This is a genomic window from Mesorhizobium huakuii (assembly GCF_014189455.1).
In the GTDB taxonomy this organism is placed as follows: Bacteria; Pseudomonadota; Alphaproteobacteria; order Rhizobiales; family Rhizobiaceae; genus Mesorhizobium; species Mesorhizobium huakuii_A.
The window spans coordinates 266,268-287,762 of sequence record NZ_CP050296.1 but is presented as its reverse complement, the minus strand read 5'-3'; the positions used below and the strand labels follow the sequence as shown (position 1 = coordinate 287,762).

The window sequence follows — 21,495 nt, the reverse complement described above, 5'->3', positions numbered from 1 at the left end:
TGTGGAATCCTTGCCCCTGCGGGCGTGATTTTGGGTGAAAGCGGAGGCTTCTCCGCTTTCGCGCATATACGGTCTATGCCGTGATTTTCCAGAGGCGAGGCGGAATCTTTTTGAACGGACACCCTTTGATCAGGGATAATTCACCTGAGACGACCACGCCGGGTCGTCGTGCTTTTGCCAGTAGAGCGCCATCAGCCGGCTGGTTAGCGGACCGACCTTGCCATCAGCGATCGCCGCGCCATCGATCTCAGTCACCGGCATGATGCCACCGGCGGTCGAGGTGATGAAGACTTCGTCGGCCGCCTTGAGCGCGGCGACACTGACATCGGCCGCAGTGGCGGCAAGACCTTCCTCGTTACAGAGATCGAAGACGGTGCGCCTTGTGATGCCGGGCAGCACGCCGATGGCCGGCGTCGACAGTTTGCCATCCTTGACGCAAAAGACGTTGAAGCCCGGGCCTTCGGCGACATTGCCGTTGAAGTCGAGGAGGAGCGCGGTCTCGGCACCTTGGTCATAGGCGTCGTAGAGGCCGCGCACCAGATCGAGCCAGTGGTAGTTCTTGATCGCCGGATCGATCGAGGCCGGCGGGATGCGCACCTTGTCGCTGATGGCGACGCGCAAGCCGCGTTGCAGCTGCTCGGCATTGGCGACCGAGCCGAAAGGCACGGCGAAGGCCATGAAGCGGTTGATCGCCTGGCGCGGATCACGGCTGAAGGTCGGCGAGGCGCCGCGCGTGCACAGCATTTCGACATAGGCGGCGCGATGACCCGAAAGTGCGACGCAATTGTGCAGGATTTCAGCCACGCCATCCCGGTCGAAGGGGATGGTCATGTGCAGCTTTTCCAGCCCGCCGAAGAAGCGGTCGAGATGCAGGTCGAGGCGGAAGAAGCGGCCGTCCCAGACATGCACCGTGTCATAGGTGGCGTCGGAATGCAGGAACCCCCAATCCAGCACCGACACCTTGGCTTGCGACATCGGCAGGTACTGGCCGTCGAGGAAGGCGATGCCGTTGGGATAGGCATGCGGGTCGATATGACGGTCACTGACCGTGGGCAGCGGCTTTGAAGCCTGTGTTGCCGTCGTCTGGTCCATCGGGGTCTCCTCGCGCGCAGGGTCATCAGCCTATCGGCGCCGGACAGAAGACATAGAGCCAGCCATCAGGCGCTGTTCGTCCTCCACGACGATCTGGCCGATACACTGGATTGGAATTGCCTTATGGTCGTGGAACACTGAGCTGGAGGGGGATATGGGCAGGCTTGGGGCTGTCATCGCAACCATGATGATCTTCGCCGCCGCGGGCGAAGCAAACGCGCTGTGTAGCAAAGAAGGCGAAGAGTTCTGCCAGAGCGGCCAGACCTATCGCTGCGAGAAGACCGGCAGCGAGCTGACGCCGATTTTCCAGAACGTGCCTTGCGCGGTGAATGTGCCGGCGCCGTCTTTGACCGGCATCTGGGTCGGCAGCGGCCACCAGAGCCCGGCGGGTGACGCCGGTGCCGACTGGTCGATCGCCATGACCATCAGGGATGACGGCGGATCGATCGACTATCCCTCACTCGGCTGCGGCGGATTGCTGTCGCAGACGTTGAGGGACGAGACGTCGGCGGAATTCCACGAGAGCATCACTTATGGCCAGGACAAGTGCATCGACGGCGGCGACATCACCGTCCGCTTCTTCAAGGGGAACCTGTCCTGGACCTGGGTCGGGCAGGCCGATGGCCAGCCTTACAATGCGATCGCCGTTTTGACCCGGCAATAGCCGCCTCATTCCTCCTCATCGTCGGCGTCAAGCAGGCGTGTCGCGCGCCAGCGGGTGAGCACGATGTTTGTCTGCTCGATGACGAAGAAGCGAGCGGAGTCGCGGTCATAGCCCTCGGCCAGCAGCTTTTCGTAATCGGTGTGCATGTGGCGGATGTGGGCGATGGTTGCCAGCCACACGGCAATGCCTGGCGGCAAGGTCTTCATATGCACCGCGCCGGCGTCAGTGCGGATCTTTTCCATGTCGGCGTAAGGCGCCAGCGGCAGAAGTGCGGTCAGCGCCTTGGCGATGGCGCGGCGGCGGCCGGTCGGTGCCGTCATCGTTCTTCGCGCCCATTGATGGTCGCCTCCGGTATGGCGTCGGTCGAGGCGAAGTAAGGCTTGACGTCGATCACCGGCGTGCCGTCGAGCACGTCGATGGCGTCGAGATCGATGCGCCCGGTGGCGATGTCCAGCCCGACGAGCCTTGCCACATGCAGGCCGATCGGGTTCGGTCGGGCAGGGGAGCGCAGGCCGAATACGCCTTTCGCTTCAGCTGCATGGCGGGGTTTTTGCACAATCAGATTCCGCGGCGCGTGATGCAGCCAGGACAGGATGATGACGTGGCTGGCGCGCTCCAGTCCCCGCAGGCCGCTGCGATAGGGCGCGTCGATGGTCAGCACCGCCGGCTGCCCGGTGTCGCGGGCCGTGCGCATGTTTTTTGGGCAGGTTTCCCTTGTCGTCCATGGCGAGGTGATGCTGCCGATGAAGACGACGCCGCCATCCGCCGGCATCGTTGCCGGATCCTGGTCCAGCCTCTGCTCGCCTTCGCGTGCCTCGAACATTTCGCGTGGCGCGCTCATTCTGCCCATCTCTGTGTTGGTACCTGTCATTGCCGGAAGACCGCACCACATTTTTGAGCGGCACGCACCGGAAAATCACGCATGCGGCATTTTCTTGTCCGCAAGCGACATAGCGCTTGCAAGGTTTTGAAAATCGACATAAACATATGTTTATATCTTTTTCAAAATGAAATGCGCTGAAAAGAGAATACGCTGATGCATGTCTCGCTCGACACGATGGTGGATACGCTGAAGGCCGCGGCCGAATCCAGCCGCCTGCGCATATTGGCACTGTTGTCGCGCGGCGACCTCACCGTTTCCGATCTTACCGAAATTCTCGGCCAGTCGCAGCCGCGCGTCTCGCGGCACCTGAAGCTGCTGCTCGAGGCCGGCCTGATCGGCCGCTACCAGGAAGGGTCGTGGGCCTTCTTCCGCCTGTCGGATGCCGATTCCGCGCGTGACTTCGTCATGGGGCTGATTTCCAGCATTCGCGGCGCAGATCCGCAGGTCGAGCGCGATCTCGAACGCCTGGCCTCGGTCAAGCGCAAGCGACAGGACCGCGCCACTGAGTATTTTTCGGTGAACGCGGCAAGCTGGGACCATATCCGCTCGCTGCATGTGCCGGACCGCGCCGTCGAGGCCGCGATGTTGAAGCTGGTCGGCAAGCGGCCGTTCCAGTCGATGCTTGATCTCGGCACCGGCACCGGGCGGCTGCTCGAAATCTTCTCGCCGCTCTACCGGCGCGGCGTCGGCATCGACATGTCGCGCGAGATGCTGACCGTGGCGCGCGCCAATCTCGATAAGGCCGGCGTTTCGAACGCGCAGGTGCGGCAGGGCGACATCTTCTCGCCGCCGGTCGAGCGCGACGCCTTCGATCTCGTCACCATCCATCAGGTGCTGCACTATCTCGACGATCCGGCCCGCGCCATCCACGAGGCGGCGCGGCTTTTGCGCCCGTCGGGCCGGCTGGTCATCGTCGATTTCGCGCCGCACACGCTGGAATTCCTACGCGATGAGCATGCGCATATGCGGCTCGGCTTTTCCGACCGGCAGATCGGCGAATGGTTTGCCGAGGCAGGGCTTGATCTCGAGGATGCCCAGGAGTTCGAGCCGCGCGGCGGCAACGAGGCCAGGCTTACCGTAAAACTCTGGCTCGGCCGCGACCGGCGCCTGCTGATCGCCGATCCCGCCAATGAGCAGACCAAAGTGAACTCGATAGGGGAAATCGCCTGATGAACCAGTTCCGCTTTTCCCGCCGCCCCGACATTGGCGACAAGGTCAAGGTTTCCTTCGAATTCTTCCCGCCCAAGAACGACGAGATGGAAGCGCGGCTCTGGGACACCGTCACCAGGCTGGAGCCGCTGAAGCCGAAATTCGTCTCGGTGACCTATGGCGCCGGCGGCTCGACGCGGGAACGCACAGCGCGCACCATCGGCCGCATCCTGAACGAGACCAGCCTGACGCCGGCCGCGCACATGACCTGCGTCGACGCCGCCCGCCATCAGGTCGACGCGGTGATCCAGGAATTCGTCGATATGGGGGTCAAGCGCTTCGTCGCCCTGCGCGGCGATCCGGCAGCCGGCGTGGGCACCGCCTACCGCCCGCATCCGGATGGCTATGCCAATGGCGCCGAACTGGTCGGCGCGCTGAAGGATGCCGGCGATTTCGACATTTCGGTTTCGGCCTATCCGGAGAAGCATCCGGAAAGCCCTGATTTCGCCACCGACATCGACATGCTGAAGCGCAAGGTCGACAATGGCGCGACGCGGGCGATCACCCAGTTCTTCTTCGACAATGATCTCTACGAGCGTTATGTCGAGCGCGCGCGCCGCGCCGGCATCTACATTCCGATCGTGCCCGGCATCCTGCCGGTGCATAATTTCACCCAGGTCGCCAATTTCTCGGCACGCTGCGGCGCGCTGGTGCCGGCATGGCTGGCCGAGCGCTTCGACGGCTTGCAGAACGACCCGCAGACGCATGCGCTGGTGGCATCGGCCGTCGCCGCCGAACAGGTTCTCGACCTGGTCGAGCGCGGGGTGGGCGATTTCCACTTCTATACGATGAACCGTGCCGACCTCGTCTTTGCCATTTGCCACATGATCGGCATCCGCTCGCACGAGGCGGAGGTGGCAGGCTCGGCTGCGGCGTGAGGCAGGGCTGAACAGCAAAAGGCCGGGTAAAAACCCGGCCTTTCGAATTGCTTAGACTATCTGGTGCTGGTCTTCCCCGTCTTGGCGGGTTCAGGGAAGGACGCCCATAATGAGGGCGCCGATGAAAGCAAACGCAGCACAAATCATCAATGCGTTGATTGGCCTCGTGAGTCCCATGACATAGCCTCCTCTTAAAGAGCTATGCCTGAGAGTCTAGGGTCATTTGTGCCACAGGCAAGCGGAAAATGTGCTGCATTGCGACGTGATTGTGAAATTTGCGACCTCGGTTTCGCCGTTAGCCGTTGAAACTTCTCGGCAAAAACCGGCTTCAGACCTGTGAATAAATTGTGGCGGGACGGTGTCGTTACCATGTCATGGCAGCGCTACCACCGCGAAAGTCGACTTCGACTTTCGCGCCAATGCCGGGATTTGGTTAAGTCGTTAGAGCGTCCTTTGCGCGTCCAATCAGACGCGCGGCGCTCTATCGTCTGCCGAACAGCCGTCCGTCGATGGTGACCAAGCCCAGCGCGATCAGCACCACGCCGCCGATCTCGAACAGTTCCAGCCGCTCGCCGAGGAAAAGAAAACCGAGCAGCATGGCGCTGGCCGGCACGATCAGCGTGACCAGCGAGGCATTGGTGGCGCCGGCCGAGGCGACGAGGTTGAAATAGAGGATGTAGGCAAAGGCGGTGGAGAGCAGCGCCAGCGCCAGCACCGCCACCCAGACCGAGGGCGTGGCCGAGAACAGGCCGGCCGGGCCGTGCGCCAGCAGCACGACCGGAATCATGATGATGGTCGAAGCGGTCAGCTGCCCGGTGGCGAGGACCGGCGAGGGCACGCCCTTGAAGCGGCGGGCGACCATGAGCGCGACGCCATAGGACAAAGACGCGCCGATGAGCGCGAATTTCGCCCAGACCGGGCCGCCTAGCCCGGCGAGCAGGCCGGGACCGATCATGACAGCGGTACCGGCAACGCCGAGCCCGATGCCGGCGAGCTTGTTCCAGGAGAGCTTCTCGTCCGAGGTCAGCGCGTTGGCGAGGATCAGCGTCCAGAACGGCGTCGTCGCGTTGAGCACCGAGGCGACACCGGCGCCAAGCTCAGTCTGGCCGGCGAAGATCAGCGAGAAGGGGACGACATTGTTGGTGAAGGCCAGCAGGAAGAACAGCCCGGCATGCGGAAGGGCGAGGCGGAAGGACGGGCCGCGCAGGCCGAGATAAATCTGCAGCGCGATCGCCGCGATGGCGACGCGAAACAGCACCAGCACCAGCGGGTGGAGTTCCGCCACCGCGATGCGGGCAAAGAAGAACGAACCGCCCCAGATGGCCCCAAGCAGCAGCAATTGCCCCCAGTCGGTGAGCGTCATCGGTCCGCGTGGTGCGGATGTCGCGGCTATTGCCATGTCTATCGTCCTCCCCCGGATGGGCCGACATGTCGGCCCTAATGCCGGCCGGTCAGGAAGATGGCATAGCCGGTCTGATGACAAGGGCCACCCGAAACCTGATCGCTGGCAAACGATGCTGCCAAAAACTAGAGCCGCTGCGTTAGTGCCGCGAGACACAGAATTGTTTTCATTAGCCGCTAGCTTGGATTAATTGTGCGCAGCCGAGATCGAGGATTCGTCAATGCAACGATTCGAGAATGCCCGCGAGGCAGCACTGGCGCTTCGTCCGGACGATCCGGTCTATTGCTTCCGCCCGCAGGTGCTGAAGGCCGATGCCAGGCAGTTCATGGGCATGTTCCCTGGCAAGACCGCTTATGCGGTCAAGACCAATGGCGAGCAGATCGTGTTGAAGACTTTGGTCGAGGCCGGCGTCACCGCCTTCGATGTCGCTTCGCCTGGCGAATTCGCCGCCGTGCGCGCCGTCTCACCCGATGCCGAGATGCTCTACATGCACCCGGTCAAGGCGCAGTCCGACATCAAGCTGGCGCTGGAGAAATACGGCATCCGCGTCATCTCGCTCGACCATGAGGACGAGATCACCAAGCTGACCCGGGTGGTGCGGGCGCTCGATATCGACCCCGGCGCCATCAGCGTCTTCGTGCGCATCCAGACGAAAGGATCGGCGGCCTACGAACTGTCGAAGAAGTTCGGCGCCGGTCCGGCCTATGCCGTGGAACTCGCCGAGCGGCTGAACCGCACCGGCTACAAAGTCGGCCTCTGCTTCCATGTCGGCAGCCAGATCGAGGATCCCGATACCTATGAGCGGGCGCTGGCCTCGGCCGACTGGGTGCGCAACCGGTTGACCTTCGACATTGCCGGGCTCGATGTCGGTGGCGGCTTTCCGGCCGAGTACGGCCACGATCCCAACCGCAAGCTGATCGAGATGCCATCGCTCGGCCAGATCATGTCGCGGTTTTCCGGAGACCTGAAAGAATATCAGTTCGACCAGATGCCGCTGGTGGCGGAGCCGGGCAGGGTGATCGTGGCGCGCTGCCTGTCGCTGATCGTGCGCGTGCTTTTGCGCAAGGGCAAGCGGCTCTACATCAATGACGGCATCTGGGCATCGCTGTCGGATTCATGGACCGGCAAGATCACGCTGCCGGCGCGTTTCATTCCCGATCCGGCGATCAGGACCCGCAATGGCGACGAAAAGAACATCGTGCCGTTCAAGGTCTGCGGCGCGACCTGCGATTCCGTCGACATCCTGTCCAGGCCATTCTGGCTGCCGGAAACCGTCGATACCGGCGACTGGATCGAGATCGGCCATATCGGCGCCTATTCGCTGTCGCTCCGGACCCGCTTCAACGGCTTCTATCCCGATACTTTCGTCGAGGTGACGACGCCCTTCGACGAGGGTGATGCGCCGCAGGGGTTTGCGAGTTTGGAGACGATGGCTGATTAGCGAATAGGGAATAGCCAGTAGCGAATAGGGAATTATCTTCTTCGCTACTCGCTACTCGCTACTCGCTACTCGCTACTCGCTACTCGCTACTCGCTACTCGCTACAATTTCGCCAAAAGCTCCTGCGTCGGCCAGCCATCCACCGGCAACCCCAGCCGCATCTGCTCCTTGCGGATGGCTTCGCGGGTGTTGGTGCCCAGAATGCCGTCGACCGTGCCGACATCGTAGCCCCGGGCCTCGAGCTTGGTCTGCAGCGCTTTCATCTGCTCGTTGTTGAGGCCTGGTTCGGGGGTGCGCGGATCAAGCGGCGGTGCGCCGGCGAGCCGAGCGGCGAGGTTGGCCGCGGTCAGCGCATAGGTGAAGGACTGGTTCCATTCGAGATAGACGTCGAAATTGTCGTAGGTGAGGAAGGCCGGGCCCTTGCGACCCATGGGCAGGGCCAGGCCGGCCTTCAGGCCCTTGTCGACCAGCGGCGAGCCGTCGGGGTTGGTGACGCCCCACTGCGCCCACTGTGTCAGCTGCAATTTGTTGGTGCGCCCGGTCTGGTCCCAGGGCATCTCGTCGGGAACGCGCACTTCCTGGATCCAGGGCTCGTCGCGTTTCCAGCCGCGCGACAGCACCTTGCTGGCCGTGGTCATGATCACATCGGGCACGCTGCCGCGCAGGTCGACCTTGCCGTCGCCGTCACCATCGACGCCGTGTGTCAGATAGTCGGAAGGCAGGATCTGCGTCTGGCCGATCTCGCCGGCCCAGGCGCCTTTGACGTCGGCCGGCAGCACGCCGCGATCGATCAGCTCCAGAAGCGGCACAAGCTGCTGGCGGAACAGCTGCGGGCGGCGGCAATCATGCGAAAGCGTCACCAGCGCGCTCAGCGTGTGGAAATCGCCCTGCACCGCGCCAAAATCGGTCTCCAGTGCCCAGAAGGCGGTGATGACCGGCGCCTGGACGCCGAACTGCTGGTCGGCGCGGGCGAAGATGTCGGCGTATTTCTTCATGTTCGCCGCACCTTGCTTCAGCCGGTAGGCTGAAATCATGCGGTTGGAAAACTCGATGAAGGTCTGGGTGAAGACGCCCTGGGCGCGGTCGCGCGCCAGCGCCCGCTCGTCGAAGGTGGCATCCTCCAGCGCGTCGAGGCCGACAGCGCCGACACCGGCCGCCTTGGCTTCCGCCGCCACGCCCTGTTTCCAGGTTTCGAAGTCGCCGCCGCATTCCTGCGCCATCGCCGGCAAGGCCGTGGCGCACAGGAATAGCGCCGCGAGGGCTTGAGAACGCAGTCGCATCAGCTTCCTTTCGAAACGAAGAGGGCATTGTCGTGCTTGGCTGGATGCCCAACGCCCTGAATTACCGGCGGTTGCACTCTTTACCGCTGGCTGTGTCGAAAAGCAGGCGGCAGGCCCGGTGTCAACGGTTCTTCTGCCACAGTCCTTCGTTGAATGCCGCTCGCTGCCGTTGGACCCGGTTCAACGGCAGTTCTGCTGGGACAACTTAGTCCAAGGATTCGCTGCCGTTGAACCTGACGTCAACGGGTGTTCTGCCGCAGCCACTTATTCCAGGCGGCTTCCGAGCCGTTGAAGACGTTGATGTCGGACTTGCCGGTCATGCCGGGAACGATGCCGGTTCCGGTGTACTGCCAGAAGGTGAAGGGGTGGCTGCCGTATTTCTCGCGCGGGTGGCCGGCGACGGAGCGCAGCCAATAGGGATAGCCGCGGAAGGTTGACAGCTCGTTGTCGTCGAAGAAGTCGACCGAGGTGTAGATGATCGGCTTCTTGCCGTAATGCCGCTCGACGATCTCGAGGAAGGTGGTCATTTCGCTGCGCACCGTGGCGGCGTCGGGACGCAGCCTGCAGGTCGGCGATTTCGGGTTCCATTCCATGTCGAGCACCGGCGGCATGGCGGATCGGTCGACGGGAACATTCTGGATGAACCAGCGCGCCTGCTGGGCGGCCGGGGTGCAGAAGTAGAAGAAGTGATAGGCGGCGCGCGGAACGCCGGCGGCTTTCGTGTTCGCCCAATGCTCGTTGAAATACTCGTCGAAGCGGTCGCCGCCTTCGGTGGCCTTGATGAAGGCGAAGGAGATGCCGCTTGCCTTGGCCGTCGGCCAGTCGACCGAGGTCTGGTACTTGGAGACGTCGGTGCCGTGAACGGCATAGTTCCACGGTGCGCCGCTGTCCCATTCATGCGGCTTGGAATCGGCGAAGCGCGGCGCGCGCACGGCGACTGTCGGGCTGCTCGACGAAGAGGGTGACAGCGGCGACAGATCGTCCACGGTCGAGCAGGCGCCAAGCAGCGTCAGCATGAAAAGAGCCGCAAGACGGCGCATCACAACTTCCAAGCCGGAATCAGCCGGTCGCTGATGGGTCTGTGAACTGATGGCCGGTCTGGCCCCCTCCGAACGATCGCCCCACGCATCGTCCAGCATATCCTTTTGTGCATGTCGTTGTCCCAAAACCGCTGCGCACTTTTGGGCGACATGCATCCATGTGATCGCCGATCATGGTTGATAATCCGTTGACGGCGCTCGACAAGAGCCCCGATTTTGCGGAAGCAATGGCGGCAATTCGATGACATAAGGGTCGGGCGAGAGCCTGGGAGGCAACGGATGCGAGTGGTCGTCAAGATCGTCAAATGGCTGCTTGGCCTGATCGTGCTGGCGGTCGCCGCGCTGTTTGCCTGGCTTTACATCGCGCCGCCGGAATTGATCCGCGTCGGTTCCGGCTATTCGGCCAAGATCGTCTGCTCCAACGTCTTCATCGCCGGGCGCGACCCCAATGACGTGCTTGCCGTCGACGTGCAGGCGCCAGGCCACCCGCTGCTGCGGTTGATGCGGGTCTCGGTCGACAAGAACAGGGGGACGGTTTCGGCGGGCCTGCTGGGTTTCCTCGGCAAGAGCGAGGCGGTTTCGCGTGACGGGCTGGGCTGCGCCTCGGTTCCCGACGGCGATGTCGGTAAGGCGCGGCGTACGGCGGTCCATGCCGAACCCGCTGCAACCAGCCAGGATGCGCTGTGGCCGGAGGGCGAGCGGGTCGAGGCATCGCAGGATCCGGTGATTGCCAAGCTGCTCGACGATGCGGCGCTGATCGGCACCGGCATGCGTGCAATCGTCGTGGTCAAGAACGGTCGCGTCGTCGCCGAACGCTATGGCGACGGCTTTTCGGCCAAGACGCCGCTGCTTGGCTGGTCGATGACCAAGACGGTGAACGCCGCCATCATCGGCACGCTGGTCAAGGACGGCAAGATGGCCGTCGACAACAAGGGCCTGTTCGCCCCCTGGAAAGCCGACGGCCGCGCCGCGATCAGCCTTGCCGACATGATGGCGATGTCGAGCGGGCTGGAATTCAACGAGGATTATGGCGACGTCGCCGATGTCACGCGCATGCTCTATCTCGAACCCGACATGGCGGGCTTTGCCGAATCCAAGCCGCTGGCGGCCGAGGTCGGCAAGGTGTTTTCCTATTCGAGCGGCACGGCGGTGATGTTGTCGCGCCTCTGGCAGGACGCGATCGGCGACAAGGCCAAGGCGCTGACATGGCCGCGCACGGCCCTGTTTGGGCCGCTCGGCATGCACAGCGCCGTGCTCGAGACCGACGAGCAGGGCACGTTCGTCGGTTCATCCTATCTCTACGCCACGGCGCATGACTGGGCGCGCTTCGGCCAGTTCCTGTTGCAAGGCGGGGTGTGGAACGGCAACCAGGTGTTGCCCGCCGGCTTCGTCGACTGGATGCGCGAGCCGGCGCCGGCCTCGAAAGTCTACGGCAAGGGCCAGTTGTGGATCGAGGCGCCGGGCGATGAGGAAAAGCCGGGCGCCGGCGTCGCCGCCGGCTTGCCGAAGGACACTTATTGGATGGAGGGGCATGACGGGCAGACGGTAGCCATCATTCCCTCGGAGCAGTTGGTGGTGGTGCGGCTGGGGCTGACGCCTGCCAAGCTCGGCTATCGCCCGCAGACGATGGTGGGCGCGCTGGTGAAGGCGCTGCATTAGCCTTGCAAATTGTCTATGCGGCTGTCGGCAGAGGCTTGGCGCGGTCAACACGCGCCCGTTCGTCGGGCGAATTCATAACGGCCCAAAGATCGCTTCGGCGTTGGACGTTCAGCCAGAAGTCGGGACTGTTGCCAAACACCCGCGCCAGAATGAGCGCGGTTGCCGCCGTCACGTTGCGGCGGTCGTTGCACAATTCGTTCACATGCTTGCGCTGAACACCCATCGCCTCGGCTAAAGCCGCCTGCGTCAAGCCGAGCGGCTGCATGAATTCTTCCGTGAGAATCTCGCCAACCGTTGCCGGCTTGCGTGCGGTCATCAACATGTCTCACCTCACTTGTAACTGTGGTCGTCGAGATAGATATCCGACGCCTCACCGCGACCGCCGTCCCAGTGGAAGACCAGCCGCCATTGTTTGTTGACGCGGATCGAATGGAAGCCTTCCAGATTGCCGCGCAACTTCTCGAAATGGTTGCTGGGCGGCACGCGCAAATCCAGATCGGTCACAGCGTCGTCAACCATCTGGAGCTTGCGGAACAAGCGGCTTTCGAGATCGGACGGGATGTTGCGGGAGCGGGAGTCGTCTACAAAGAAAGCCCGGAGCCATCCGTCTCTAAAGCCAACGATCATTGCATACTTCCAGCGTGGAGCTAATGTACCACTCCGTGGGGCATGTGGCAATGTGCCAACAGTTTATGCACCTCATGGAGGGTGGGAGAAGCAGGCCTTCAGATTGCAACTCAGAACAGTGCTATCAGATCAGCTAGCAATCTTGATCACCGCCAGCCAGGCATAGCCGCGATAGAGCGTGCGGAAACGGAAGGTTGCGCCGGTTCGTCGGGATTCCGATTCTAGGACTTCGCGCAGGGATTCACGCGGCGAGACGTGGAATTTTTTCAGCCAGCCGCGCAGCATCGCTCGGAACCAACCCGGCAAACCTTCCTGCTGGCCGAAATCGACGACATGCAGCGAGCCGTTGGGGGCGAGCGCGGCCAGTGCCGCCGACACCGTCTTTTCCCAACCGGGGATCATCGACAGCGAATAGGAGACGAAGACGCGGTCGAAGTGCTCGATGCCGTAAAGTGCCGCAGCGTCGAAATCGGTGGCGTCGCCTCGTGCCAGCGTGACGCGGCTGGACAGGCCTTCACGGTCGATCGCCTTGCCGGCCGTTTCCAGCATTTCAGCCGAGATATCGAGGCCGAAGAAGCGGGCATCCGGATAGCGGCGGGCGGCCAGGATGATGTTGCGGCCGGTGCCGCAGCCGAGTTCCAGCACGGTGCCGCCAGCCGGCACATCGAGCCCGTCAATGAGCCGGTCGCGGCCGAGCAGATAGTATTTGCGGGTCAGGTCGTAGATGTGGCGCTGCCAGCGGTAGACGCCGTCCATCAGTTCGGCATGGCTGGCCGGCAGTTCCGTCGTGCTCATGCGGCGCGCTTCACATAGAGGTGGAAGCCGCCATAAATGGCCGAGCGGTCGCGGGCCGAGAATTCGCGCGACGCCTCGTCCTGATAATCCCACTGGTCGAGCAGCGAGGTCGAGACGCGGCCCGGCAGCAGGCTGGGCTCGGCGGCGGTGCGGAAGATGACGCGGGCGCCAGTGGACGCGGTGCGGCTGATTTCCGACCACAGCGCATTGAGCTGGTCATCGGTCATCCAGTCCTGCGCATCGAGCAGGATGAAGCGGTCGACGGTGCCCGCATCCTTGCCGGCGAGGAACTCGATCAGATTGGCATGGTGGATGGCGACGCGGTCGATGTTGCCGCGGATGGTGTCGTAGTTCTGCTTCTCCAGATAGGCAGGCAGGGCGGCCTCGCCGGGCTCGGGATAGCGGCGGGCGAAAGCCTGCCAGGCGAAGTAGTTATTCTCTAGGGGAAAATCGCAGGCGAGCTTTTCCAGCCGGGCCTTGAGCACGCTGGCCATGGTGCCGTCGCCGGAGGTGATCAGTGAATCATACTGCGCCGGCGGAATGCCGAGGCCGAACAGCGAAGCCTTGCGCGACGTTGCCCATTTCAGCAGCTTCTTGTCGAAGACCGGTGCCAGTTCCTCGTTGAAGAAGCGGCGCTGCTCGCCGATGTTTTTGGCTTCCATCATGCGGGCCGGGTTGACGCCGAAGAATTTCGCAGTGCGGTGACCCATGGCGATGAACAGGCCGAGCAGGCCGGTCTGGTAGAAATTGCGGTCGAAGACACCGATGCGCCGACGGCCGCGCCAGTTGCGGCGCTCCCAGTACTGGCGACTGACCGGATCGAGATGGGGCGCGATGAAACGGTCGTAGGCTTGCGAATTGTGGCTGGTGTCGGCGGCGCCGAAGAAACGGAACAGGTCGCCCTGCGAGGGCAGGCGGCGCACCGCCTCAAGCTTCATGCGGTTCAGCGCGACGTGGGCGGTGTTGAGGTCGACGGCGTCGACCCTTGCCGGCGAACGGGTGAGGTAGGCCAGGATGTTGCAGCCGCCCGAAGCGATTGTGACGACGCGGTGGCCCTGGCCAAGCTGCATGGCCTCCATGTCGACATCGGGGTCTTCCCAGATCTGCGGATAGACGAGGCCGGAAAACAGGAAGGCGAACAGCCGCTCGGAGATGCCCGCTTTGGAAAGTGCGCGGTTCTGATAGACGGCCTTTCCAACTTCCTTGCCGCGGCGAAAAACCAGATCCGAGGAGACGTCCGTCATGACAAAGTGATTCCCCATTTGCTTTGTCGCAAGCGGGTAGCGCAGCGTCATGACAGCCCGGTGACAGCCTGTTGACGTCTTCTTTACAGCATGCCAAACCCGCCCGGCGTCGGCGTCGTCAGGATGACAGCCTCACCGACATCGAGCACTGTCTGGTCGCAGGCCCTCAGCACCTCGACCGTCCCATCCTTGCGGCGGATCTTGGTCGAGCCGACCTCGCCGTCGCCGCCACCGTCCAGGCCTTGCGGCGGGCGGTTGCGGTGCGAGGACAGGATCGCGCATTCCATCTTGTCGAGGAAGCGGATGGTGCGCTTGGTGCCGTCGCCGGCACTCCATTTGCCCTTGCCTCCGGAGCCTTCGCGGATGTGGAAATCCTCGAGCACCACGGGGAAGCGCAGTTCCAGCACTTCCGGGTCGGTGAGGCGCGAATTGGTCATGTGGGTGTGGACGCCCGAGGTACCGGCAAAGCCGCGGCCGGAATTCATGTGTCCAGCGGGCGAGCCGGAGCAGATCGTCTCGTAGTACTGGTATTTCTTGTTGCCGAAGGTGAGGTTGTTCATCGTTCCCTGCGCATTGGCCATGGCGCCCATGGCGCCGAACAGCGCGTTGGTGACATGCTGCGAGGTCTCGACATTGCCGGCAACGACGGCGGCAGGGTAGGCGGGCTTCAGCATGCAGCCGTCGGGAATGACGATGTTGATCGGCCTGAGACACCCGGCATTCATCGGGATCATGTCCTCGACCATGACGCGGAAAGCATAGAGGACGCGGCGCGGGCAACGGGTTCCGGCGCGTTGAAATTGTTCTTCATGACAGGCGACGTCCCGGTGAAGTCGACCGTCGCCTCGCGCTTTTGCCGGTCGACCGATATCTTCACCTTGATCACCTGTCCGGTATCGGTGGGATATTCATAGGCCGACGTGTCCGGCAGCCGCTCGATCACCCGCCGCACGCTTTCGGCCGCATTGTCCTGGACGTGACCCATATAGGCCTCGACGACATCGAGGCCGAAATGCGCGACCATCTTGCGCAGCTCGGCGACGCCTTTCTCATTGGCGGCGATCTGCGCCTTGAGGTCGGCGATGTTCTGATGCGGGTTGCGGGCGGGGTAACGATGGTCGGTGAGCAGCGCATGCAGCTCTTTTTCGCGGAATTTTCCGCGGTCGACGATGCGGAAATTGTCGAACAGCACGCCTTCTTCGTCGACCGTGGTGGCGAGCGGCGTCATCGAGCCAGGGGCGGTGCCGCCTATATCGGCGTGATGGCCGCGCGAGGCAACGTAGAAGAGAATTTCCTCCCCCTTGAGGGGGAGGTGGCGGCGAAGCCGCCGGAGGGGGTCGGATCGACCGGGCTCGGCGCTCTTGCGGTGCCTTCTGAGAGGACCCCGCCCGGCCGCTGAGCGGCCACCCTCCCCTCAAGGGGGAGGGAAAAGACTGGCGTCACCACGGTAATGTCGGGCAAATGCGTGCCGCCATTGTAAGGTGCGTTCAAGGCAAAGACGTCGCCGGGGTGGATGTCGCCGGAATTCAGCCGGATGATGGTTTCGACCGAGCGGTCCATCGAGCCGAGGTGCACCGGCATGTGCGGTGCGTTCGCGACCAGCGCCCCGGTGTGGTCGAAGACGGCGCAGGAAAAATCCAGCCTTTCCTTGATGTTGACGGAATAGGCGGTGTTCTGCAACGTGACACCCATCTGTTCGGCGATCGACATGAACAGGTTGTTGAAGACCTCCAGCATCACCGGATCGGCGTTTGTGCCAAGGGCGGCGGCGCGCGCTTTCCGTTCCGTGCGGCGGATCACGACGTGGTTGAGGTTGGTGATTTCGGCCTGCCAGCCTGGCTCGACGACGATGGTCTGGTTCGGTTCGATGATGAGGGCGGGGCCTGCGACCAGATTGGATGGGCGCAGGTTTTCGCGACGATGGATGCCGGCTTCATGCCACCGGCCTTCGGTGTAGATGCGGCGTGTTCCGGAAGCGCCGGCTTCAATCCTTGCCGGTCCGGCGGGCGCATAGGCTTCGGCGCTGCTTTCGCCGATTTCTGCGCCCTCGACACCGACCGTCTCGACGATCATCGGCTTGTCGTCATAGACGAAGCCGAATTGTGCCTTGTGGGCGATTTCGAAATCGCGCTTCGCCTGGAAAATCGAGTCACTTTCGAAATTCACCGGCAGGGTCGTGTCCGTGCCGTCATAGCGGATGTGCAGCACGGGCTTGGTGGCAACCGCGTCCTCGGCAATGCCTTGCGCCGCGAGTTCGGCAATGACGGCCTTTTTCAAGATGGCGATGAGGCTGCCGATCTCGGTTCTGGATTCCTCTGCAAGCGGCTTGAGCAGCGCCTGCTGACGCGAGGCAAAGACCGACGCCAGGCCGATGCCATAGGCTGAAAGCAGACCGGAGAAAGGATGGATCAGCACCGCTTCCATGCCGAGCGCGTCGGCGACCAGGCAGGCGTGCTGGCCGCCGGCACCGCCGAAACAGTTGAGCAAATATTCGGTGACATCATAGCCGCGCTGCACGGAAATCTTCTTGATGGCATTGGCCATGTTCTCGACAGCGATGGTGACAAAACCTTCGGCGACGGCCTCGGGCGTTCGGCCATCGCCGATTTCGGCGGCCAGCGCGCTGAATTTCTTGCGCACGGTGCCGACATCGAGCGGTTCGTTCTGGCCGGGGCCAAAAATGGCCGGGAAGAAATCGGGCTGCAATTTGCCAAGCATGACGTTGGCGTCGGTGACGGCGAGCGGCCCGCCGCGCCGGTAGGCGGCGGGGCCGGGATTGGCGCCGGCGGAGTCCGGTCCGGCGCGAAAACGGCCGGCCTCGTAATGCAGGATCGAACCGCCGCCGGCGGCGACGGTGTGGATGCGCATCATCGGGGCGCGGACGCGAACGCCGGCGACTTCGGTGTCGAAGGCGCGCTCATATTCGCCATCATAGTGGGCGACGTCGGTGGAGGTGCCGCCCATGTCGAAGCCGATGACTTTTTCGAAGCCGGCGAGCTTCGCCGTCTCGACCATGCCGACAACGCCGCCGGCCGGACCCGACAGCAACGCGTCCTTGCCCTGGAACATGTCGGCGGCGGTGAGTCCGCCCGAGGACATCATGAACATGAGGCGAGGGGTTTGGTCGCTCTCGCGCGCCGCACCCAGTTCTCCCGCCACCCTTTGCACATAGCGCGACAGGATGGGCGAGAGATAGGCGTCGACCACGGTGGTGTCGCCGCGGCCGACCAGTTTGATCAGCGGCGAGACCTCGTGACTGACAGAGACTTGGGCGAAACCGATCTTGCGGCAGACCTTTGCCACCGCCTTCTCGTGGTCGGGGTATTTCCAGGCATGCATGAAGACGATTGCCACGGCATCGATGCCGTCGGCCTTCGCCTGCTCGATCGCCGGCCGGCACGCGGCGATGTCGAGCAGCCGTTCGACGGAGCCATCGGCGAGCACGCGCTCGTCGATTTCGATGACGCGTTCATAGAGCTGCTCGGGAAGGATGATCTCCTTGGCGAAAATGTCGGGACGCGCCTGGTAGGCGATCCTGAGCGCATCGCGAAAGCCCTTGGTGATGAGCAGCAGCACGCGGTCGCCCTTGCGCTCCAGAAGCGCGTTGGTGGCGACCGTGGTGCCCATCTTGATGTCGCCGATCTGGCCGGACGGGATCGCGACGCCAGGTTCGACGCCGAGCAGATCGCGGATGCCCTGGATGGCGGCATCGGCATAGGCTTCGGGATTCTCCGAAAGCAGCTTGCGCGGATGCAGCCCGCCTTGCGGGTCACGGCCGATGACGTCGGTGAACGTGCCGCCGCGATCGATCCAGAAATCCCATTTCGCGGCCATGGCTTTAGTCTCCGGCATTTTCGTTTCCAGCTTTCGTTGTTAATGCGCCAAATCGCTGGCAGCAACGCATCCCGTTGATGTTACACGCGGAAACGCAACGTTACGAAACTCATAGCCGCGTGGTGCATTGTTTATCCGAGCGCTCACCGCATTTTGAGCGTGTATTGAAGGAGAGATATTATGAAAAAGCTCATTCTGGCTTCTGTGTCCGTCCTTGCCCTGCTGGGCGTCGCAGCCTGCAGCGACAGCGGCAAGGGCACTGACACCACCACCACGCAGAGCACCAATCCGCCGGCCGCGGAGCAGCCGATGAAGCCTGCGGCCCCTGCCGACAATTCGACTAAGCCTGCCGAGCCGGCTCCCGCAACGCCCGCTCCTGCGCCCGCGCAGTAGTTGGTACAGCAGTACAAGTGTCTTGGGAGGAAGGGCCGGCGTCTCGCCGGCCTTTTCTTGCAAAGGCAGCCACCGGGACCGACAAGGTGCCTCTGGTTCACGGACCTGACAGCGGCCGTTATTGGCTTGATAGCGGGGACCGGTTGGCTCTATGAAGCGGGCCATGTCGATTTGGGACCGCCTCGGCGAGTTTATCACACGGGTATCGTCTTCAGCGACGTCGGGTGTTGCCGACGTTGTCGAGGCCGTGCGCACAGTGTTCTCCGGCGATGCGGACCTGCGCCGCCGCGTCGCCTTTTCGGTGGCGATGATCGCGCTGTCGGCCAAGATGGCCAAGGCCGACGGTATCGTCACCCAGGATGAGGTGCGTGCCTTCCAGGAAATATTCGAAGTGCCGCCGAAGGAGACACGCAACGTTGCGCGGCTGTTCGATCTCGCCCAACGTGACGTGGCCGGTTTCGAAACTTATGCCGAGCGTATGGCGCAGCTGTGCGGCTCCGGGCATTCCAATTGCGTGATGCTGGAAGACATACTCGACGGCCTGTTCCACATCGCCAAGGCCGACGGGCTGGTGCATGAACGCGAAGGCATCTTCCTCCACCGTATCGCCGAGATCTTCCGCATCGACGAGGCGCATTACGAATCGATCCTGGCCCGGCACGTCAATCTTGGCGCCGGCGACCCCTATGTCGTGCTCGGCATCGAGCGCGGCAAGCCGTTCGAGGAGGTCAGGAAGCGTTATCGCAAGCTGGTTTCCGACAATCATCCCGATCGCCTCATCGCGCGCGGCCTGCCGCAGGAATTCATCAAGATCGCCACGACCAGGGTCGCGGCGATCAACGCCGCCTATGAGATGATCGAGCGGGGCCTGCGGCACGTATGAGCGGCTTCCTGCCTGACGAGCCGAGCGCCGAGGTCAGGGTGTCGCCGAACTTCGGGCCAAGGCGCGATACGCTGAAGCCCGACATGATCGTGCTGCACTATACCGGCATGGCGACTGGGGCCGGGGCGGAGGCGTGGCTGTGCGATCCGGCGAGCGAAGTCTCGTCGCACTATCTCGTCCATGAGAATGGCCACATCGTGCAGATGGTCCGGGAGAGCGACCGCGCCTGGCACGCCGGCAAGAGTTCCTGGTTCGGACGCACGGACATCAATTCCTGCTCGGTCGGCATCGAGATCGTCAATCCGGGCCATTCGCTGGGCTATCCCGGGTTTCCGCAGCGCCAGATCGATGCGGTGATCGGCCTGTGCAAGGGGGATCACCGCTCGGCATGCGATCCCCGCCATGCGGGTGCTGGCGCATTCCGACGTGGCGCCGGGTCGCAAGATCGATCCGGGCGAGAAGTTCCCTTGGGCCGCCCTGTTCGAAGCCGGTGTCGGCCATCTCGTGCCGGCCGCACCCATCAGGCGCGGGGCCCCGCTGAAGCCCGGCGATAGCGGTGCCGATGTCGAGGCACTGCAGTCGATGCTGGCGCTCTATGGCTATGGCGTCGAGATATCAGGCATTTTCGACAAGCAGACTGAGATCGTCGTCGAGGCCTTCCAGCGGCATTTCCGACCGCGCCTGGTCGACGGGCTGGCCGACGGCTCGACCATGCGCACGCTGCAGAAATTGCTTGCTTCGGTGAGCGGCTAACGCGGGGGCAAGACGCCCCCCAAGTAATCTTTTTCCCTGCCAGGTTACAAACTGTCACTCAAAGTGACTTGCCCCGCCTTCATTGGCGCCAAATCGAGCTTCAAAGGGCAATCCGTACAGTTTGTCGGACCTCTAGCCCTCCGGATGTCCTGATATTAATCAATCAGCGCCACGCGAACATCTTCGCGTGGTCCAGACAGAACAGGATCACATGCAGAAATTGACCGTTGTAACGGCAGCTCTTGCTGCCGGCGTAATGACTTTTGCCTTGAACGCGGCCGATGCCGCGCCGGTAAGCCCGCGGGCGGATCAGGGGCTCGTCACGGTGACCGCCAAAGGCAAGGCCATTTCGGCCAAAAGCAGCAGGAGTGTGAAGGCAACGGCGAAGCAGGCTTCCGCGAAGGTGGAAAAGGCCAGCTGGGCCAGGGCGAAGAAATCCACCGCCAAGGCCAAGCGCGGCCGCAAAACCGTCGACATGACGACAACGGCATCGATCGGCCTCAGGAACGTGGCTGCGTCGACGGCAGCGGTGGCCAGCAGCGGCCAGTACTCCGCGATCGTCGCCCGCTATGCGGCGAGCTACGGCGTCCCGGTGTCGCTGGCCCAGGCCGTCATCACGATCGAGAGCAACTACCGGCCGAACATGGTCGGCAGCGCCGGCGAGATCGGCCTGATGCAGATCAAGCCGGCGACGGCGCGGATGATGGGCTACAATGGTTCGGCCAAGGGTCTCTTCGATCCCGACACCAACATCAAATACGGCATGAAGTATCTCGCTTTGGCGCAGAACCTTGGCGGTGGCACCACCTGCGGCACGATCTTGAAATACAATGCCGGCCATGCCGCGACGCGGATGAACCCGATCTCGGCTGCCTATTGCAGCAAGGTCAAGGTTCAGATGGCGGCACTTTGATTACAAGTTGCGAGAGCCGGCGGACAAGCCGGCTTTTTCATTTGCGTTTTCCCTGCTGAACCCCTTTATACGCCGTGCCAGCTGGCTGGGCGGCCGCACTCGCAAACGCCGAAAGGCCGCGAGTGAGGAAAGTCCGGGCTCCATGGAGACACGGTGCCGGTTAATGGCCGGCGGGGGCGACCCCAGGGAAAGTGCCACAGAAAGCAAACCGCCACGACTTTGTCGGGGTAAGGGTGAAAGGGTGGGGTAAGAGCCCACCGCGCGACTGGCAACAGAAGCGGCACGGTAAACCCCACCGGGAGCAAAACCGAATAGGGGCGGTGCGAGGGGCAACCCTCGAGGGCTGTTTCCGGCTCACCGTCCGGGTAGGTTGCGTGAGGCGCATGGCAACATGCGCCCAAGATGAATGGCCGCCACGTTCTCGTCCCGCAAGGGGCGAGGGCCATACAGAACCCGGCTTACAGGCCAGCTGGCAGTTTCTCCCCGAAGAGAAATCCTTTGAGATC

At 63.0% G+C, this 21,495-nt stretch carries 18 protein-coding genes, 1 other RNA gene and 2 pseudogenes; 10 read left to right on the top strand and 11 right to left on the bottom strand.

Annotated elements, in window-relative coordinates; all coding sequences use genetic code 11:
• Positions 1–129: 129 nt before the first annotated feature.
• The gene (locus tag HB778_RS01390; RefSeq protein WP_183460861.1) at positions 130–1,092 is read right to left on the bottom strand and encodes a D-amino acid aminotransferase; all 963 of its coding nucleotides are present in this window, start codon (positions 1,090–1,092) and stop codon (positions 130–132) included.
• 154 nt (positions 1,093–1,246) lie between these two features.
• Between HB778_RS01390 and HB778_RS01385 the strand changes: the two genes are divergently transcribed.
• A complete protein-coding gene (locus tag HB778_RS01385; RefSeq protein ID WP_183460859.1) occupies positions 1,247–1,756 on the top strand; it encodes a hypothetical protein in 510 nt (169 codons plus the stop codon).
• 5 nt (positions 1,757–1,761) lie between these two features.
• Here HB778_RS01385 and HB778_RS01380 read toward each other — a convergent pair whose 3' ends face one another.
• Together HB778_RS01380 and tsaA are read right to left on the bottom strand one after the other, a co-directional pair.
• On the bottom strand, positions 1,762–2,076 hold the full coding sequence (locus tag HB778_RS01380) for a DUF2293 domain-containing protein (RefSeq protein WP_095202134.1): 315 nt from the start codon (positions 2,074–2,076) through the stop codon (positions 1,762–1,764).
• Complete coding sequence (tsaA, locus tag HB778_RS01375; protein ID WP_244661757.1) at positions 2,073–2,597, bottom strand: tRNA (N6-threonylcarbamoyladenosine(37)-N6)-methyltransferase TrmO; 525 nt, start codon at positions 2,595–2,597, stop codon at positions 2,073–2,075. Before tsaA ends, HB778_RS01380 begins: the two co-directional genes overlap by 4 nt.
• 195 nt (positions 2,598–2,792) lie before the next feature.
• On the opposite strand from tsaA, the gene HB778_RS01370 reads away from it, so the two are divergent.
• Positions 2,793–3,809, top strand: a complete 1,017-nt coding sequence (locus HB778_RS01370; protein ID WP_183460857.1) for an ArsR/SmtB family transcription factor — start codon at positions 2,793–2,795, stop codon at positions 3,807–3,809.
• Complete coding sequence (metF, locus tag HB778_RS01365; protein ID WP_183460855.1) at positions 3,809–4,726, top strand: methylenetetrahydrofolate reductase [NAD(P)H]; 918 nt, start codon at positions 3,809–3,811, stop codon at positions 4,724–4,726. The genes HB778_RS01370 and metF overlap by 1 nt, the downstream gene beginning before the upstream one ends.
• A 481-nt stretch (positions 4,727–5,207) precedes the next feature.
• Here metF and HB778_RS01360 read toward each other — a convergent pair whose 3' ends face one another.
• Positions 5,208–6,125, bottom strand: coding sequence for a DMT family transporter (locus HB778_RS01360; protein WP_183460853.1), 918 nt, complete (start codon positions 6,123–6,125; stop codon positions 5,208–5,210).
• A 223-nt stretch (positions 6,126–6,348) separates the two neighbouring features.
• Here HB778_RS01360 and HB778_RS01355 point away from each other — a divergent pair, with 223 nt between their 5' ends.
• Complete coding sequence (locus HB778_RS01355) at positions 6,349–7,569, top strand: alanine racemase (RefSeq protein ID WP_183460851.1); 1,221 nt, start codon at positions 6,349–6,351, stop codon at positions 7,567–7,569.
• Positions 7,570–7,669: 100 nt separating this feature from the next.
• Here the strand turns inward: HB778_RS01355 and HB778_RS01350 are convergent, their stop codons facing one another.
• Both HB778_RS01350 and HB778_RS01345 read right to left on the bottom strand, forming a co-directional pair.
• Positions 7,670–8,848, bottom strand: coding sequence for a lytic murein transglycosylase (locus tag HB778_RS01350; protein WP_183460849.1), 1,179 nt, complete (start codon positions 8,846–8,848; stop codon positions 7,670–7,672).
• 239 nt (positions 8,849–9,087) lie between these two features.
• Positions 9,088–9,888, bottom strand: a complete 801-nt coding sequence (locus HB778_RS01345) for a glycoside hydrolase family 25 protein (RefSeq protein ID WP_183460847.1) — start codon at positions 9,886–9,888, stop codon at positions 9,088–9,090.
• A gap of 279 nt (positions 9,889–10,167) precedes the next feature.
• Here HB778_RS01345 and HB778_RS01340 point away from each other — a divergent pair, with 279 nt between their 5' ends.
• Entirely contained in the window at positions 10,168–11,547 is a 1,380-nt protein-coding gene (locus HB778_RS01340) for a serine hydrolase domain-containing protein (protein ID WP_183460845.1), read from the top strand.
• Between the two features lie 13 nt (positions 11,548–11,560).
• On the opposite strand, the gene HB778_RS01335 is transcribed toward HB778_RS01340, so the two are convergent.
• From HB778_RS01335 to HB778_RS01315, 5 genes and pseudogenes are all read right to left on the bottom strand, one after another.
• Positions 11,561–11,869 carry a HigA family addiction module antitoxin gene (locus HB778_RS01335; protein WP_019859111.1) on the bottom strand — a complete coding sequence of 103 codons (309 nt, stop codon included), beginning with the start codon at positions 11,867–11,869 and terminating at the stop codon, positions 11,561–11,563.
• An 8-nt stretch (positions 11,870–11,877) separates the two neighbouring features.
• On the bottom strand, positions 11,878–12,174 hold the full coding sequence (locus HB778_RS01330) for a type II toxin-antitoxin system RelE/ParE family toxin (RefSeq protein ID WP_183460844.1): 297 nt from the start codon (positions 12,172–12,174) through the stop codon (positions 11,878–11,880).
• Between the two features lie 129 nt (positions 12,175–12,303).
• Positions 12,304–12,969, bottom strand: a complete 666-nt coding sequence (locus HB778_RS01325; RefSeq protein ID WP_183460842.1) for a class I SAM-dependent methyltransferase — start codon at positions 12,967–12,969, stop codon at positions 12,304–12,306.
• Positions 12,966–14,264: a DUF3419 family protein gene (locus HB778_RS01320; protein WP_183460840.1), complete on the bottom strand. Its 1,299-nt coding sequence runs from the start codon at positions 14,262–14,264 to the stop codon at positions 12,966–12,968. Before HB778_RS01320 ends, HB778_RS01325 begins: the two co-directional genes overlap by 4 nt.
• 32 nt (positions 14,265–14,296) lie before the next feature.
• Positions 14,297–18,047: pseudogene (locus tag HB778_RS01315) on the bottom strand (hydantoinase B/oxoprolinase family protein); the annotation flags it as partial.
• A gap of 180 nt (positions 18,048–18,227) precedes the next feature.
• Here HB778_RS01315 and HB778_RS01310 point away from each other — a divergent pair.
• The 5 genes and pseudogenes from HB778_RS01310 (at position 18,228) to rnpB (ending at position 21,466) form a co-directional block, all read left to right on the top strand.
• Positions 18,228–18,440, top strand: coding sequence for a hypothetical protein (locus tag HB778_RS01310; RefSeq protein ID WP_183460838.1), 213 nt, complete (start codon positions 18,228–18,230; stop codon positions 18,438–18,440).
• A 163-nt stretch (positions 18,441–18,603) separates the two neighbouring features.
• The gene (locus tag HB778_RS01305; protein WP_095202292.1) at positions 18,604–19,323 is read left to right on the top strand and encodes a J domain-containing protein; all 720 of its coding nucleotides are present in this window, start codon (positions 18,604–18,606) and stop codon (positions 19,321–19,323) included.
• Positions 19,320–20,076 (top strand): annotated as a pseudogene (locus HB778_RS01300) (N-acetylmuramoyl-L-alanine amidase). Before HB778_RS01305 ends, HB778_RS01300 begins: the two are co-directional and overlap by 4 nt.
• 211 nt (positions 20,077–20,287) lie before the next feature.
• On the top strand, positions 20,288–20,989 hold the full coding sequence (locus HB778_RS01295; RefSeq protein ID WP_183460836.1) for a lytic transglycosylase domain-containing protein: 702 nt from the start codon (positions 20,288–20,290) through the stop codon (positions 20,987–20,989).
• A 77-nt stretch (positions 20,990–21,066) separates the two neighbouring features.
• Positions 21,067–21,466, top strand: an RNA gene (rnpB, locus tag HB778_RS01290) — RNase P RNA component class A.
• Positions 21,467–21,495: the final 29 nt, after the last annotated feature.